A 14715-nucleotide genomic window follows, 5' to 3' on the forward strand; every position below is an offset into this window, starting at 1 on the left:
TTAAGCCTTTTGATAATATGGGCGCTGGAGTTATATTATTACGAATAGCATTTCGCAATTATTCGTATTTTTCATATACTAATTTATTTCAGATCAACAGAAATCTATTTCTTCTATTAAACTGTTGTATCATTATAATGATTATCAGATTAATATCTGTAATACAGTCAATCACATCACCTATCAGACAAAAAAATATCGGAATATTATTGATGTTCACAGGATTTATAATGCTAAAAACATAAGAACATGAGATATATATATTTTCTCTTATTCATAACAATTGCAGTCTTATTTACTGTAAATCCAGTGCTTGCTGAAGATTGTGACAATCTCAACGAAGAAGAAATTTGCTGGGGCAGCAACACAAGTACAACACTGAGCTGGACAAACCCCAGGACCACATCAGGAGAATATCTGATAGAGGCAAGGGATTTTAACTGGCTGGGCTCGATTTCTATCAGGGTAACCAAAAATGGGATTGTAAAAGATGGAGTTTTATTCGAAGGTGAAAATTATTTATTTGATTTTTCCGGTAATTCTACTTTTAATGGGATTAAAATAATTGCAGACCAGGTTTCAAATATTAATTCGTTTCCATCAAATATAGGAACATTTCCATCGGATCCGCAGGCAAAAATTTCATTCAAGTCATCTATACCAAAAGAAAAGGAAAAACCCATTCTTGAAATATCAATCATTGCAGAGAATAAAACAAAAACATATCCCGGAATTACAGCTAATATAACCATTCAAAATTCAGGGGATTCAGACCTTGTAGAAATGCAAGCCATGATAATTTATGATGGCCTTGAACTGGATGAATTTGATTTCGAAAAGAATTCATTGAATGAAATAACTGCATCAGGCCCTGAAATCAAATGGGAAAATGTAAGTTCATATAAACTTACACCAGCAAATCACGGTATAATCAAAAATGGATACAACATACAAATATCAAATTTTTCAAATGAAACTGCCATAATAAATATCAGCTACAATGGATCAATGAAAAGTGACGCACTTGTAGAAGGCGGTTCTGTAATATTCGGTTACACAAAGGAAAATGAATATAAGGGGATAAAAATACTTAGTACCCATATTTCAAACGATGCAGCAGAATTAATATTGCAGGCCCCTGTAAAAAACAGCCTGAAGCGCAGATACCCGGTTTTCTTCGGAGGGAGAAATGAATCCATAAACCTCGGATTTAAAGTACCAGGATCTTCAAGAAAAATGTATACAATATCAGTCATAGTAAGCGGAAAAGACAGGGAAGGAAATAATTACATAAAAAACTCAACATCTACAATTTTATTGCAGAATACTTTTTATATAAAAAAGATCACCTCAAACTCGATCCTGGGTGAAAATTTATATCCCGAATACTCAAGAGTCAGGGACATCGGGGCTCTTAAAAATATTACCTATATTACGATCAGTGTAGTTAATCTTCAGAATTATCCTGTGCATAACGTAACACTCAAAGACACAATTCCGCCGGGTTTTAATTTTATGGATAACTTGAACAAAACCTCTGTGTCCTGGGATTTTGGTATAAATGCAAATGATCATAAAGAATTTACCTATGCGATCACAGCAAAAAAACAGGGGATTTATAATGTTCCAAAAGCAGAACTTACCTGGAGCGAATGGGGAGAATTCTTACGTCTGGAATCAAATAGCCCAAGAACATCCGTATCAGGCCCATATATTGTTATGGAGAGGAGTTTCAATAAAAGTAATATTAACATTGGGGATACACTTCTGGTTTCTCTTTCATTAACCAACAATGGTGATATACCAACAAATATCTTTGTTAATGATAGTGTGCCCCGGAATGCAACATTCATTTCAGGCACGTTATCTTTTTCCGGTTTCTTAAGACCCCGTGAGAATGCCCGGATATTCTATGCTGTCATGGTTAATGATACTATAATTGAATTCAAAGCTCCTGAAATAATATCCAAAAACCAGGGATTTGAATGGTATAAGCCCCTTCCTTCTAAAAAAATTTCAGGATTTCCTTCCGCACCGCCCGCTATTCCAACAATAGCCCCTGATATGGGTATTAAAGTTCCGGAACAAATACAACAGGTACATGAACAGGGCCCTTTTAACGGAATTTTCCTGAAGATAAATGAGGGGTTTCCCTGGTTTGGGGAGGCAATTTCAATAATTTCATTAATAATTATACTGTTATCCGGAATTTTCCTGCTGATGAATAAGAAAAATAAGAAAAAAATAATTTAGTCTTCTTTTTTCCTTTCGCCAATCACCATCTTTAACAGGGCTGATGCAACCTCCAGGGATGTATAATCTTCCCGTGTGAGTTTTTCAACCATATTGCTATATTCTCCCAGGTGCCCTGCTTCAATGATCCCCGCGATTTTTTCTAAGACCATGCCTGTCTTGATCTCTTCCATATCACTGACAGAAGGTACTTTCCGGGGAACGATCCTGCTCTTTGTGAATTTTTGGATCTGCCTTATCCTGTATATTTCTCTTCCTGTCACAAAACTGATAGCCTGCCCGGCTTTTCCTGCTCTTGCTGTTCTTCCGATCCTGTGGACATAATATTCATCATCCGCAGGTATGTCATAATTGAATACAGCCTCAATATCCCCCACATCGATACCGCGCGCTGCCACATCAGTTGCAACCAGGACATCGATCTCTTTTTTCCGAAATTTTGACATGACAATGTCCCTTTGTCTTTGCTGCATATCCCCATGCAGCCCATCTGCCATGTATCCCCGTGATTTTAAGTTATCTACCAGTTCATCAACCATTCTTTTTGTATTACAGAATACCAGTGATAACTTCAGGTCGTTAATGTCGATCAAACGGGACAAAACCTCCGGTTTTGCCTGGGATTTGACTTCATAATAAAATTGTTCCACTTTAGGAACAGTCATTTCCTTATGTTCCAATTTTATCATGTACGGTTTAGTCTGGTATTTTTTCGTCAGGTCAAGAATAGCCCTTGGCATGGTCGCTGAGAAAAGGATAGTCTGTCTTTCATCCGGGATTTTCTTCATGATAAGTTCGATATCTTCCCTGAACCCCATATCCAACATTTCATCAGCTTCATCAAGAATGATTATTTTCACGCCATCAAGTCTTAAAGTCCGGCGTTCCATGTGATCCATTACGCGCCCTGGAGTACCGATAATTACCTGTACGCCTTTTTTTAAGGCTCTTATCTGGCGGTCAATGGGTTGCCCGCCGTAAACAGGCAGGATCTCAATGCCTTTTTTATATCTTGAAAGCTTTTTCAGTTCTTCTGACACCTGGATAGCCAGTTCTCTTGTAGGGCATAAAATTACGGCCTGTACTGCAAGACTTTTCGGATCTATCTTCTCAAGGGTGGCAATCCCGAATGCCGCCGTTTTCCCTGTGCCTGTTTGCGCCTGTCCGATCACATCTTTTCCTTCCAGCATATGAGGAATTGATTGTATCTGGATCGGGGTGGGTTCTTCAAACCCCATATCCGTTATTGCTTTTTGTATCTCTTTTGATAAATGTAATTCCCTGAATCCTGATGTTTCCATATTTATTCTCTTTTTATTTGTTATTCCTCATGTTTCTGATTTTCTCAAATCCACGACTTCATAGTTAAGCCCTTCGGACTCAAGCCTGTTAAGCAGGCCAGGAACTTCCTCATCAACCGAAACCACAAGTGATGACAGGCCGTGATAAGCAGCTTCAACCACGGACTCTTTTGCACCGAAAAGAATGTTTGGCTTGACATTGATCTTGCGAAGGGATACGAGAGCCTCAACACCTATTGCTGCAATATATGGCTTTTCCTGCGTTCGTTTCTTTAACAGATCATAATCCACGTTCCGTGAGCCGCCTTTTTCCACGCGCGGAACTTTGCAGATGACAATATTGACAGGTGGAAAACTTATCATCCCTTTTAATTCTGTTACTCCAACATCCTCTCCGTCCACTGCATCTGAAATTGTAATCCCTGTAACTTCTCCTTCTTTTCCTGCATATAAAAGACCGTTTTCCATCATCAAACAGACCATTTCTCCCCTGGAGAAATTTTCCCTGGCAATAGCAGTAGCCACGGATATATGGCTGACAATATCTTCCATGACAAAACGGGCATATTTCTTTAACTCCATCGCCCTTTCAAGAACCCATTCAATTCCATTTTTTGTAACACGGTAGCGCACGCGCCCATCAGAATATAAAAATCCTTCCTGGACAAGGTCTTTTATATATTCTGAAACTGCCTGGGGTGTTATGCCTATCCTGCTGGCGATCTCCTTTTGCATGACATCGGGCTGATGCGCTGCGATTTCAACAAGGATCTGGAATCTGGTTATTTCTTTTTTACTCCGTAATATCATTCGGTTTCCCCGAATATCTCAATCCTTTGCCCTTTAACTGTAAGGATCGGAGAACGTCTTGCTACTGCGCGGATGTACATAATACTCTTATCAATAACCCTCTGGAGGCCGTTCATTGACTGGTTCCCTGCTTTTACTTCCTTTTCTATAAGGTCAAGATAGCCGCGCAATTCGCTGTCACTCTTGAACGTAACCATGATCATATCGCTCAGATCTTCAACAGAACACTCAAAATTGACCTGTACTCTTGAATAAGATGAATGGAATTCTTTTTCAGGTTTTTGTCCTGGCAGGGGCATTCTCCATTTACTTTCAACAAATCCGCTTTTCTTCAAAATACTAAGACTTTCAGTCGGATCGAAACCAACTTCTTTTTCGATCTCATTAAGGGTCTTCCAGCCTGTCTGGATGCAATCAAAAACTTTTTTGTGGGACTCAATGCCAAAGGCACGTAAAAGTGGAACGATATCTGAAGGTTCATTAATAATTCGAATTCTCTTTCCCATGGGTAATCTCTCTTTATAGCATCCTATATTTGTTTTATAAAAGGATAAATGTTTTGAGGAAACTATATACCATTAAATATATTTATTCCCATTGTCAGGAGAGTCATCACAATCCCGGCTAATAAAACACCGGCAAATATTGCAAGAAAAGCGTTCCTGAATTTGAATCCGAAAACAAATGCCGCTGCACAGCCTGTCCATGCACCTGTAGCAGGTAAAGGTATGCCAACAAATATCGCAAGCCCGATAGACCCGTATTTTTCAAACTCTGCGCTGTGCTTTCTATGGGTTCTTTCAAACAGCCAAGTAAAATACCTGTCCCAGGTTTTCCAGCGGCGAAGATAGTTCGATACCGGTTCAAGGTATAAAAGGAGCGGGATGACCGGAAGCATATTGCCAATTACTGCAAGAGAAAATGCCGAAACAGGATCCATCCCGAACCCATACGGGGGTTTCAAGATGGCTATCGGGATCGCAAGCCGCAATTCTGCTACAGGAAGCGCCGCCATAATTATGACCGCAATCCAGGCGGGGATTGAACTGAACATTTCCAGGAGAAAAGCTTCAAGCGTCATTTTTTAGAACCACACAGGATAAAGTGAGCGATCAATGCCTCAAGTTGTATTCGCTCGTTAGCTCCTTCTGCCATCCGAAAATCAATCTCACCAATGCGGTCTATCAGGTCAACTTTGAGCTTATCAGGGATCTGCATATCAAACATGGCACGGAATATCTGTCCAATTATATCCTCACCCGAAAGCCCCTGCTCGATCAATAAATAATCAAGCTTTGCGCGGGCTTTCATGAAATTCCCATCAAGAGCAAGTTTTATCAATTCAGTGATTTCTTCGGGTTTTGCTGTAGAAGTGGTCTTATAAATAGCATCAAGATTAACGGTCTTATCAAGCATTGCAGCAGCCTGCAAAGCATTAATGGCGCGCCTCATATCCCCGGCTGCCACATATCGTATGGCTTCAAGGCCGTCATCGGTCAGCGTCACTCCCTCAATTTTAGCGATCTGCTTCACCTTTTCCTCAACCGCTGCGCTTGATATAGGTTTGAACCTGTAGACTGCACACCTGGACTGGATGGGTTCGATTATTTTTGAAGAATAGTTGCACGACAGGATAAACCTGCAGGAACTTGTATATCTTTCCATTGTCCTCCGCAGTGCCGATTGTGCATCAGAAGTCAGCGCATCGGCCTCATCGAGGAATATGATCTTGAATTCAGCCTCACCAAGAGGCGCAGTCCTTGCGAAGTTCTTGATCTTTGTCCTCACAACATCTATGCCGCGCTCATCGCTGGCATTTAACTCGGTGAAATTATTCATCCAGCTTTCCCCGAAAAGTTCCCGCGCCACGCATATTGCCGAGGCCGTTTTCCCGACACCCGGAGGCCCTGAGAAGAGAAGGTGCGGGAGATTCCTGGACTGTACATAGGATTTAAGGCGCTTTATTACTTCGACCTGCCCCACAACATCCTCGAGTTTTTTGGGGCGGTATTTCTCGATCCAGATTTCCTCTTTTATCATTCCAGTCTTATTAAGAAGAAGGTATTATTTAAGTTTCCCCTGTGGGTTTACGTCCTTACACAAAAAGCAAAAGCATGGTACCTTTACTAAAAGAGAAACTCTTTTCACACACTTTTAAATAACAATATGCCAGATAATACATTGCATAATTCCAGAGTGAGGTTTGTTCATGAAATTGTACGAATATGCATCAAAGGAGATTTTTTCTAAATATAATATCCCTATCCCCGCAAGTACCCTTGTTTCAGATGCAGATGGCGCTAAAGAGGCTGCAAGGAAAATGGGAGATGTGGTCATAAAAGCCCAGGTCTTAACAGGTGGGCGGGGAAAAGCAGGAGGAATTGCAAGAGCATCAAGTCCCCAGAAGGCAAATATCCAGGCAAAGCGGATACTCGGAATATCGATAAAAGAATATCCTGTGAAAAAAGTACTTATCGAGGAATACAGGGAACCCATAAAAGAGATGTATCTCGGGATCACTATCGACAGGAAGAGAAAATGTCCTGTCATAATGGCAAGCTCCCAGGGCGGGATAGATATCGAGGAAATAGCAAAAAGTTCCCCTGAAAGGATCACAATGATGCATATCCATCCTCTTACCGGTATCCATGAATATCAGGCAAGGATGCTTGCAAATTCACTTGACAGGAACAAATCCCCTGAACTTATTAATATTATAAAAAAACTGTACCGTGTTTTTATAGACAAGGATTGCCAGCTTGTTGAGATAAATCCACTGGCAGAGACTCAAGATGGGGTGATTGCGCTTGATGCAAAAATGGTCATCGATGATAACGCCTTATTCAGGCAGGATTTTACAGAAGAAGAAACGGGCTCTCTTGAGGAAATGGCAAGGAAAAACGGTATGAGCTATGTTGGGCTTGATGGTGAAATCGGGTGCGTAGTAAACGGTGCGGGTCTTGCAATGGCAACTCTCGATATGATAAAACAACATGGGGGAGAACCTGCGAATTTTATGGATGTCCGTGCAGGAGCTAATGCACGGCAGGTAAAAATGGCACTAGAGATAGTATCATCCAATAAAAATGTGAAAGCAATAATAATTAATATTTTCGGGGGTCTCACTAAATGTGATGAGGTCGCAAAAGGTATTATAGAAATATTCCCCAAAATAAAAATACCGCTCGTTGTAAGGCTTTCAGGAACAAATGAATTAGAGGGAAGGGCAATGCTTGGAAAATACGGGATTCACATGGCATCATCGACTGAGGAAGCGGCTAAAGGAGTTGTTGAGCTTGGGCATTCTAATTGATAAAAATACGCGCGTGCTTGTACAGGGGATTACCGGACATGAGGGATCATTACAGACAGGACAGATGATCGATTTCGGAACTGATATCGTTGGAGGGATCACCCCGGGAAAAGGAGGGAACCTGGTTAATGACAGGCCTGTTTTTGATTCAGTAAAGGAAGCCCTCACAGAAACAGATGCGAACGCATCCGTTATCTTTGTCCCACCCAAATTTGCGGCTGATTCGATATTTGAAGCTATAGATTACGGGATCGAATTAATCGTCTGCATCACTGAAGGAATACCTGTTCATGATATGATGCGTGTGTGGTCGTACCTTAAAACGTCATCTTCAAGGCTTCTGGGGCCCAATTGTCCGGGTATAACAACTCCAGGGGATTCAAAGATCGGGATAATGCCAAATAATATACATAAACCAGGTAATATCGGGGTTGTTTCACGAAGCGGAACCCTTACTTATGAGATAGTTGATATGCTTTCAAAAAATGGTATCGGGCAGTCAACATCTGTTGGCATTGGTGGTGATCCTGTAAGCGGGACTTCATTTGTGGACATACTGGAATTGTTTGAAGATGATCCTGGAACCCATGCTGTCGTAATGGTAGGTGAAATCGGGGGAACTGCGGAAGAAGAATCCATTGATTTCATAAAGCAGATGAGTAAACCCGTCATCAGTTATATAGTGGGTGTTTCTGCGCCCCCGGGAAAAACCATGGGCCATGCAGGAGCTATTATATCAATGGGTGTCGGGACAGCACTTGAAAAAATCCAGGCGTTTGAAAAAGCAGGTATCACTGTAGCAAAAAGCCCTTCTGACATTGTGCAGCTGGTAAAGAACAGCTTATAGTTCAGCAAGGTTTTTATCTTATAAGGCTGTTATTGAGACGCCCACGGGATAGTAGGGTAGCCTGGTCCATCCTTGAGCGTTTGGGACGCTTAGACCGCGGTTCAAATCCGCGCTATCCCATCTTTTATAGTATATAATTTTTAAATTCTCATCTTCTATATTATATATAACATTTAAATTATATTTTAATTTGCGTGACACTTTTCTCACACCTCTTATTAATACATTGTGCGTTCAAACAGTAACTTGAATCAACATAATCTAACCTTAAATTCATGAACGACAAACATCCCATACACACAACCATCAGCACCGAAGCATTGAGGATACTTGAACGTTACGAGAAAGAACTTGGTGCGAAGAACATAGTCCTTGAGCGCGCACTTCTCGGGATGGATAAACTGCGTTTCAAGGAAAAAGTAGATGCTCAGAGCATCAGCAGGTTGATAAAAAGGGTAAATGCAGGGATATCCGGCCTTGATAACCTGATAGAAGGAGGAATACCAGAGGGCTTTGTCGTAGTAGTGACAGGTCCGCCTGGTACGGGAAAAACCACTTTTTCATTGCAGTATCTAATGGAAGGTTTAAGGAGGGACGAACGATGTATTTTCTTCTCATTTGAAGAGAAAGTGGAACATCTTATGAAACAATCCATCCGGTTCGGGTGGGATATAGGTGAATATATCGATAAAGGGTATCTGGAAATTTTCGGGTTCACAATGCTTTCAACTGAAGAGATCATTGAAATAATCAATGTTTTCAAGCCAAAAAGAATTGTTTTTGATTCACTCAACACTTTTTTCGACATACATGAATTCCGAAGATCATCCCAGTGGAGAAGTATCCTGAAAGAAATAAGGGATAAGAAAATAACATGTCTTGCGATCACTGAAAAAAGGCATGGCATTGAAGTAAAGGAATTTGACGAATTTGATTTTATGGGTGATGGCATTATATTTTTCGACAAAAACCAGAGGTATGACCTGGATCCATATCCAACATATTATCTCCAGATCCAGAAATTGCGAATTACAAAAATAAATGAAATGCCGCACCCATTTATATTTGCAGGGCACGGGCTGGAACTTATAGGCAATAAAGGACTTGCTAAATTATTTGGAGGAACTCAGCATGCAATAGAAAAAACTTCAACAAAGGATGAAACTTCTGCTAAGCCTGCTGATATTAATCCTACCCGGACATTTCTTACTTGATTTTCGCTTCTATCTTCCCAGCAAGCCCCCTAAGATGCCCCACATTATCAGGAATATCTTTTTTGTATTTGGCGCTGACCGCGGCAAAAATATTATTTTTTAAAAACAAAAGATTATATGTGATCCCTTCTGAATCCTTTTTCATTAGCATGAGAGACGATTCACCAACGGTTTTTGTTATTACAGGCTTCCCATACCCATGCCGTTTCAAATACCTGGCATCGGCTTCATAAGCCTCTTTTGCTCCTTCATTATCCCTGTATGTTGTAATCACCTGTATAATTGTGTCCTTCTTATCCTTTAATAAACAGCTAAAGCATCCTTCCGAGAAACCCCATTTCTTAAGGTCATCCGTTGTTGCATAATTAAAGCATAGTTCAGGTTCTGTTAAAAGCGTGCATACATTTTCATATACTGTTTCTGTTTTTTCTCCTGCCTCGGCCTGGGTCAGGGCGATATCGATCGAACGGCCTGTCATGTTTTGCATTTAATGCGGAGGATAGATATGAAAGTATCGAAGTTTAATAGATAGAATAAAATAGATAGAATTACCTATTAAAGTTATATCGTTTCGTAGAGGAGACATATTATGTTTAAGGCATTAATAGGCGCAGAAAAACTGAAAGACTCAATAGAATCAATATCCACACTCGTAGATGAAGCACGGTTCAGGCTTACCCCTCAGGGTCTGTCAGTAAAGGCAGTGGATCCTGCAAATGTCGCCATGGTGAGTTTTGAGATTTCAAAAGATGCTTTTGATTCTTTTGAGGCAACAGAAGGTGAACTTGGTATCGACCTCACAAAATTGATCGGGGTAATGGAGATGGCAGAAAAGAGCGATAATATAGAGCTTGAGCTTGATGAGGCCAGCCATAAACTAATTGTAAGGATGCGCGGACTTGCTTACACAATGTCCCTTCTTGACCCTTCATCCATTCGCAAAGAACCGAAAGTTCCTTCCCTTGACCTTCCGGCGCACATCGTTATCCGGGGGGAAGACATAAAGAGGGCTGTAAAAGCTGCTGAAAAAGTGAGCGATTACATGTCCATGGGAGTTAAAGGAGATGTTTTTTTCATGGAAGCAGAAGGAGACACGGATAAGGTACATGTGGAATTAGGAAAAAACCAGTTAATAGATCTCCAGGGGACCGATGCAAAATCATTATTCTCCCTTGATTATCTCTCTGATATGAGTAAAATCCTCGGGAAATCAAATGAAGTCAATATCGACCTGGGAAAGGATTTCCCGCTCAAGATCAGGATCAAGATCGCTGAAGGCCACGGAGAGGTCAGTTATATGCTGGCTCCCAGGGTTGAATCAGAATAGGCATGGGAATTGGTCTGGAAGGGGTGCATACCCCTAGCGCAAGCGCAACAGCGCTTTGGGGTATGTGGAGTTGACCATAGCGCAAGAAGCACGGAGGCATCCTGGACTCGTAGCATAATAAAGGCTCGGAGTGGAACGAACGGTAATAAGGCATGTTTTATTTCGTCCATCAAAACGTCCTATGGGGCGTTTCGCGCCGTCCTTGGTTAATATAGAATAAGTGTGAAAGTGAAGCGGAAAACACACAAAATTAGCAAGATGTATTTCTGTGAATATTAATATTTACTGTATAGATCATATTAAATAATTTATGTCTAAATAAAGAGAAGGATTTTATGAGTAAATGCTATAATGTTACTATCACAAAAATTAAAAATTTTATAAATTCGATTTTTTCTTTATTATTGCAATTTCTGCGGCAAGTTCCTTCCTTGCCTGATTTATTTCTTTTGTCGTAGTATTTGAATAGTAAATCATAATAATTCCGAAAATTACGAGAGAAACAACTAATAATTTGTATTCAAAAGATGTATCTCCAATTTTTAAAAAAAGCCGAATTAAATTAAGTATTATCATAAAAGCGGCTCCTAAAAGTGATGATAACCCAACATAAGCACCAATATTACTCATGAAAGTCATCCTTTCAATTATATTTAGTACTCTTTGATTATAAGTATTTAATATAGTGTGATCGAAAGAGAAAAAAGAATAACCATCTGGTATTTCTGTTTTGGGTGAAATATGGATAATATTTGCAATAGCAACAATTGATAGCCCAACTAGGTATGATATCATGAGAAAACCTCCCACTTCCAAGGAAAGTCCTTCTGGAAAATAGATCTTACCGAAGTAAGCATATTCAACTATAGATATTAAAAGTCCTCCTACAAAAATATAGCATATATCACGACCAAGGAAATATGAATAAAAATGTTCTGCCCAAGAAACTCCAGTAGCCATAAATCTTCCTCATACAATTATTATCAGTATATTTTTCAATATACTTTATAATATCTTATAAGTTTGCATGCGTTTTATTGAAATAAATTTATCTTTACTGAAAACAGCTTCTTATTAAAATCAGTTAAATTTAATATTTATAGTTTTTTTGTATAATAGATTATTAACATATATCAATGTAATTTAAGATAAAGAGTTATATATGATATTGGTGTATTAAAAAGAAAAAACAATTGATTTGATCTTATAAATCAGAAGGTTTAAAATGAGCATTGGATTATTCCTTGATGTTGATGATGTTTTAACGCAAGAACCAATAAATATTCAGTTAGCTAGGTTATTGGGTGTGGAAAAAGATCTTCAAGAAACAGAAACAAAATTCCATAATAATAAAATTGATAATGATGAATTCAATAGAATTTTAATTGGTTTATTTCGAGATAAAAAATTAACCCAAAATTTTATAAAGGATAATTATTCTAATTTTAGAATGAGAATATATCATGACGAACTTGTACGAATGTGTGATAATGTGCATCTCTTAAGTAGCGGTCCAAGTTATTTTATAGATATACTCGGCCAAAAATTGTCAATTCCACAAGATAGAATATTATGTTCAAAATATATATTTGATGAACAAGGAGTTATTTTCCGCTGTATTCGTCCAGTAAATTCAAACATGAAAGCGAGATTTGTTAAACAATTCTCAAGCAACTTTGATTTAACTATTGGGGTTGGAAATAATCCTGAACAAGATAATCCATTTCTTAGTAATTGCGATATAAAAATTTTGATGGGTGAACATAGAGATGGCTATATTGGAATTCGAGATATTGGGACTTTAATTAATTTGATAAATATTTTAAAAGGGGTTGGTACACGAAATCCGACGCCGGATGTTGATAAAGCAACATACGAAGGTGCTAAACCAAAGACCGGATATTATAATAAATAATATAAGGATATTGCATAGATAATTACCAACAGCCATGTTAATGTCCCCCTTCTAACCTTACATTCTAATATGATGCCGCCAGCTAATATATTTTATTCTCTGTATGCACATTCCTACCGCAGCAAAGCTGTGGCGCTGAAGCTCTGTTTGATGGAAAATAGCATTATTTTTTTACATAGTTAATTTGAATTCACTCGATTCTTTCTGCTATTTTCTTCATCCTTTAATCTTTTTTTCAGTTTTTATCTTATCACCATAGAGGGAGGGATTCCTGGTGGTAAGCATGGCATATATTATCTTCACAGGTTTCGAGCAACTGCCACTACTGCTTTATTATCCCTTCTTTTTGGCGATTTTGCTATAGAACCCATTTATTTTTGAATTGGCTCTTATGAAGGAAAGAGCACATTGTATAAGTATCCATCTTAGAGCCTATCCGAAAAGTCCCGCTGCTCTGAACGTTATCCATGCGCATGCAAAATGTAACAGTGCAATATAGTTTTCAAGCTTTTTCTCCCATCTGATAAGCAGTCTCCTGAAACGACTCAGCCATGAGTGTGTTCTTTCCACTACCCATCTCCTTGCTCTATAACCTGGTATCTTTTTTTTCATTGTTTTCTTCTCCACGGCTCCGGATATGGGCGGTATAACCGTATTCTTCTACCAATTCTCTGATATCAGAAAAATCATATCCCTTATCCATGCACATATTCTGATCTACGTTATCAGTAGAAGGTCTCTCTATGATCATGGCATCAAGAGTCCCTTTTACAAGCTTTTTATCATGGCGGTTTGCACCATCCACAGCAACTGAAAGTGGTATCCCGTTCCCTTCTGTCAGCAAACTTCTTTTTGTACCTTTCTTGCCTCTATCTGTTGGATTTGCTCCTGTTCCCTCTCCCCCAAGAGGAGCTTTTGTCATTGCTCCATCCATTGATTGCCATTCCCAATCTATTCCTTTCTTTATATCATATTCCATCAAACCTGATTTCCACATTTTCTCAAATAATCCAGCCTCTCTCCACTCCTGAAATCTATCATGCACAGTGCTTGATGCACCTAATGATCTTGGTAACGCTTTCCACTGGCAACCTGTGCGAAGGATATAGAAAATGGCAGTCATCATCTTTCTATCATCCTTTCTTGGTCTTCCAGACTTCTTTTTTTGCTTTGGTGGCGGTAGCAGTGGTTCTATTTTCGTCCATAATTCGTCAGATATCTCGAAGTCGTGTCCGATTTTTCGTGTTGTCATTTACTCCATTAGTTTCTCTACTATGCAGTTCTTATATTTTTCGGATAAGCTCTTAATCGTTTTGATCCTTCTTTGGTTATCTTGCCAGTATAGAAGGACGTTCCGGATTGATGCATTGAAGGTACCAAACCTATTCAGGATGCTAATTTGTTATAGCTTGGAAATTGTGATATCTCCAATTTCAGAATGTATGAGAACAGCACTATAATAATCGTCGGAACTGACATCAGCAGTCTGACATCTTCATTATTGTTATTTGCTATCTGACTGTTCACTGACTCATGTCAACAAGGGAATAAATTTCCCCAAATTCAGCGGTTTAATTTTATACAACTGATTTTAAACATCATAAATATTTTCATAACCGAAACATATAAAAATATATGTGACTATTCAGACCCCCCAAATTATCCCATAACATATTCCGTTCATCCTAAAAAATTGAGTTCATTTTTTATTCTGCTATATTCGGAATAAATGCTT

General features: G+C 39.1%; 15 protein-coding genes and 1 tRNA gene. 7 read left to right on the forward strand and 9 right to left on the reverse strand.

Going from position 1 to position 14715, the window contains the following annotated elements; translation table 11 throughout:
• Positions 1 to 249 precede the first annotated feature (249 nt).
• A complete protein-coding gene (locus tag FIB07_16575) occupies positions 250 to 2253 on the forward strand; it encodes a DUF11 domain-containing protein (protein NJD54463.1) in 2004 nt (667 codons plus the stop codon).
• Here the strand turns inward: FIB07_16575 and FIB07_16580 are convergent.
• The 5 genes from FIB07_16580 to FIB07_16600 all read right to left on the reverse strand — a co-directional run bounded on the left by FIB07_16580 (position 2250) and on the right by FIB07_16600 (position 6404).
• Positions 2250 to 3554 (reverse strand): DEAD/DEAH box helicase, encoded by a 1305-nt coding sequence (locus tag FIB07_16580; GenBank protein ID NJD54464.1) that lies wholly within the window; start codon positions 3552 to 3554, stop codon positions 2250 to 2252. The genes FIB07_16575 and FIB07_16580 overlap by 4 nt on opposite strands.
• Positions 3555 to 3581: 27 nt before the next feature.
• A complete protein-coding gene (locus FIB07_16585) occupies positions 3582 to 4364 on the reverse strand; it encodes a winged helix-turn-helix transcriptional regulator (GenBank protein NJD54465.1) in 783 nt (260 codons plus the stop codon).
• Entirely contained in the window at positions 4361 to 4870 is a 510-nt protein-coding gene (locus FIB07_16590) for an ArsR family transcriptional regulator (GenBank protein ID NJD54466.1), read from the reverse strand. Before FIB07_16590 ends, FIB07_16585 begins: the two co-directional genes overlap by 4 nt.
• A 62-nt stretch (positions 4871 to 4932) precedes the next feature.
• Entirely contained in the window at positions 4933 to 5445 is a 513-nt protein-coding gene (locus FIB07_16595) for a small multi-drug export protein (GenBank protein NJD54467.1), read from the reverse strand.
• The gene (locus FIB07_16600) at positions 5442 to 6404 is read right to left on the reverse strand and encodes a replication factor C small subunit (GenBank protein NJD54468.1); all 963 of its coding nucleotides are present in this window, start codon (positions 6402 to 6404) and stop codon (positions 5442 to 5444) included. The genes FIB07_16595 and FIB07_16600 overlap by 4 nt, the downstream gene beginning before the upstream one ends.
• A gap of 169 nt (positions 6405 to 6573) precedes the next feature.
• Here FIB07_16600 and sucC point away from each other — a divergent pair, with 169 nt between their 5' ends.
• From sucC to FIB07_16620, 4 genes are all read left to right on the forward strand, one after another.
• The gene (gene sucC / locus FIB07_16605) at positions 6574 to 7677 is read left to right on the forward strand and encodes an ADP-forming succinate--CoA ligase subunit beta (protein NJD54469.1); all 1104 of its coding nucleotides are present in this window, start codon (positions 6574 to 6576) and stop codon (positions 7675 to 7677) included.
• A complete protein-coding gene (gene sucD, locus FIB07_16610; protein ID NJD54470.1) occupies positions 7661 to 8524 on the forward strand; it encodes a succinate--CoA ligase subunit alpha in 864 nt (287 codons plus the stop codon). Before sucC ends, sucD begins: the two co-directional genes overlap by 17 nt.
• 45 nt (positions 8525 to 8569) lie before the next feature.
• Positions 8570 to 8644: transfer RNA gene (locus tag FIB07_16615), tRNA-Pro, on the forward strand.
• A 155-nt stretch (positions 8645 to 8799) separates the two neighbouring features.
• Positions 8800 to 9738, forward strand: a complete 939-nt coding sequence (locus tag FIB07_16620; GenBank protein NJD54471.1) for a circadian clock protein KaiC — start codon at positions 8800 to 8802, stop codon at positions 9736 to 9738.
• Here FIB07_16620 and FIB07_16625 read toward each other — a convergent pair.
• Entirely contained in the window at positions 9731 to 10216 is a 486-nt protein-coding gene (locus tag FIB07_16625; protein ID NJD54472.1) for a hypothetical protein, read from the reverse strand. The two genes, FIB07_16620 and FIB07_16625, sit on opposite strands and share 8 nt — an antisense overlap.
• Before the next feature lie 111 nt (positions 10217 to 10327).
• Between FIB07_16625 and FIB07_16630 the strand changes: the two genes are divergently transcribed.
• The gene (locus tag FIB07_16630) at positions 10328 to 11065 is read left to right on the forward strand and encodes a DNA polymerase sliding clamp (GenBank protein ID NJD54473.1); all 738 of its coding nucleotides are present in this window, start codon (positions 10328 to 10330) and stop codon (positions 11063 to 11065) included.
• A gap of 378 nt (positions 11066 to 11443) precedes the next feature.
• On the opposite strand, the gene FIB07_16635 is transcribed toward FIB07_16630, so the two are convergent.
• The gene (locus tag FIB07_16635; protein NJD54474.1) at positions 11444 to 12025 is read right to left on the reverse strand and encodes a hypothetical protein; all 582 of its coding nucleotides are present in this window, start codon (positions 12023 to 12025) and stop codon (positions 11444 to 11446) included.
• A 265-nt stretch (positions 12026 to 12290) separates the two neighbouring features.
• Between FIB07_16635 and FIB07_16640 the strand changes: the two genes are divergently transcribed.
• Positions 12291 to 12980: a hypothetical protein gene (locus FIB07_16640; GenBank protein ID NJD54475.1), complete on the forward strand. Its 690-nt coding sequence runs from the start codon at positions 12291 to 12293 to the stop codon at positions 12978 to 12980.
• Positions 12981 to 13412: 432 nt separating this feature from the next.
• On the opposite strand, the gene FIB07_16645 is transcribed toward FIB07_16640, so the two are convergent.
• A protein-coding gene (locus tag FIB07_16645) for an IS5 family transposase (GenBank protein ID NJD54476.1) occupies positions 13413 to 14232 on the reverse strand; the annotation gives its coding sequence in 2 pieces (ribosomal slippage) (positions 13413 to 13593 and positions 13592 to 14232; 822 coding nt in all).
• Between the two features lie 20 nt (positions 14233 to 14252).
• On the reverse strand, positions 14253 to 14366 hold the full coding sequence (locus FIB07_16650) for an IS110 family transposase (protein ID NJD54477.1): 114 nt from the start codon (positions 14364 to 14366) through the stop codon (positions 14253 to 14255).
• Between the last annotated feature and the right edge of the window lie 349 nt (positions 14367 to 14715).

This window comes from Candidatus Methanoperedens sp. (genome assembly GCA_012026795.1).
In the GTDB taxonomy this organism is placed as follows: domain Archaea; phylum Halobacteriota; class Methanosarcinia; order Methanosarcinales; family Methanoperedenaceae; genus Methanoperedens.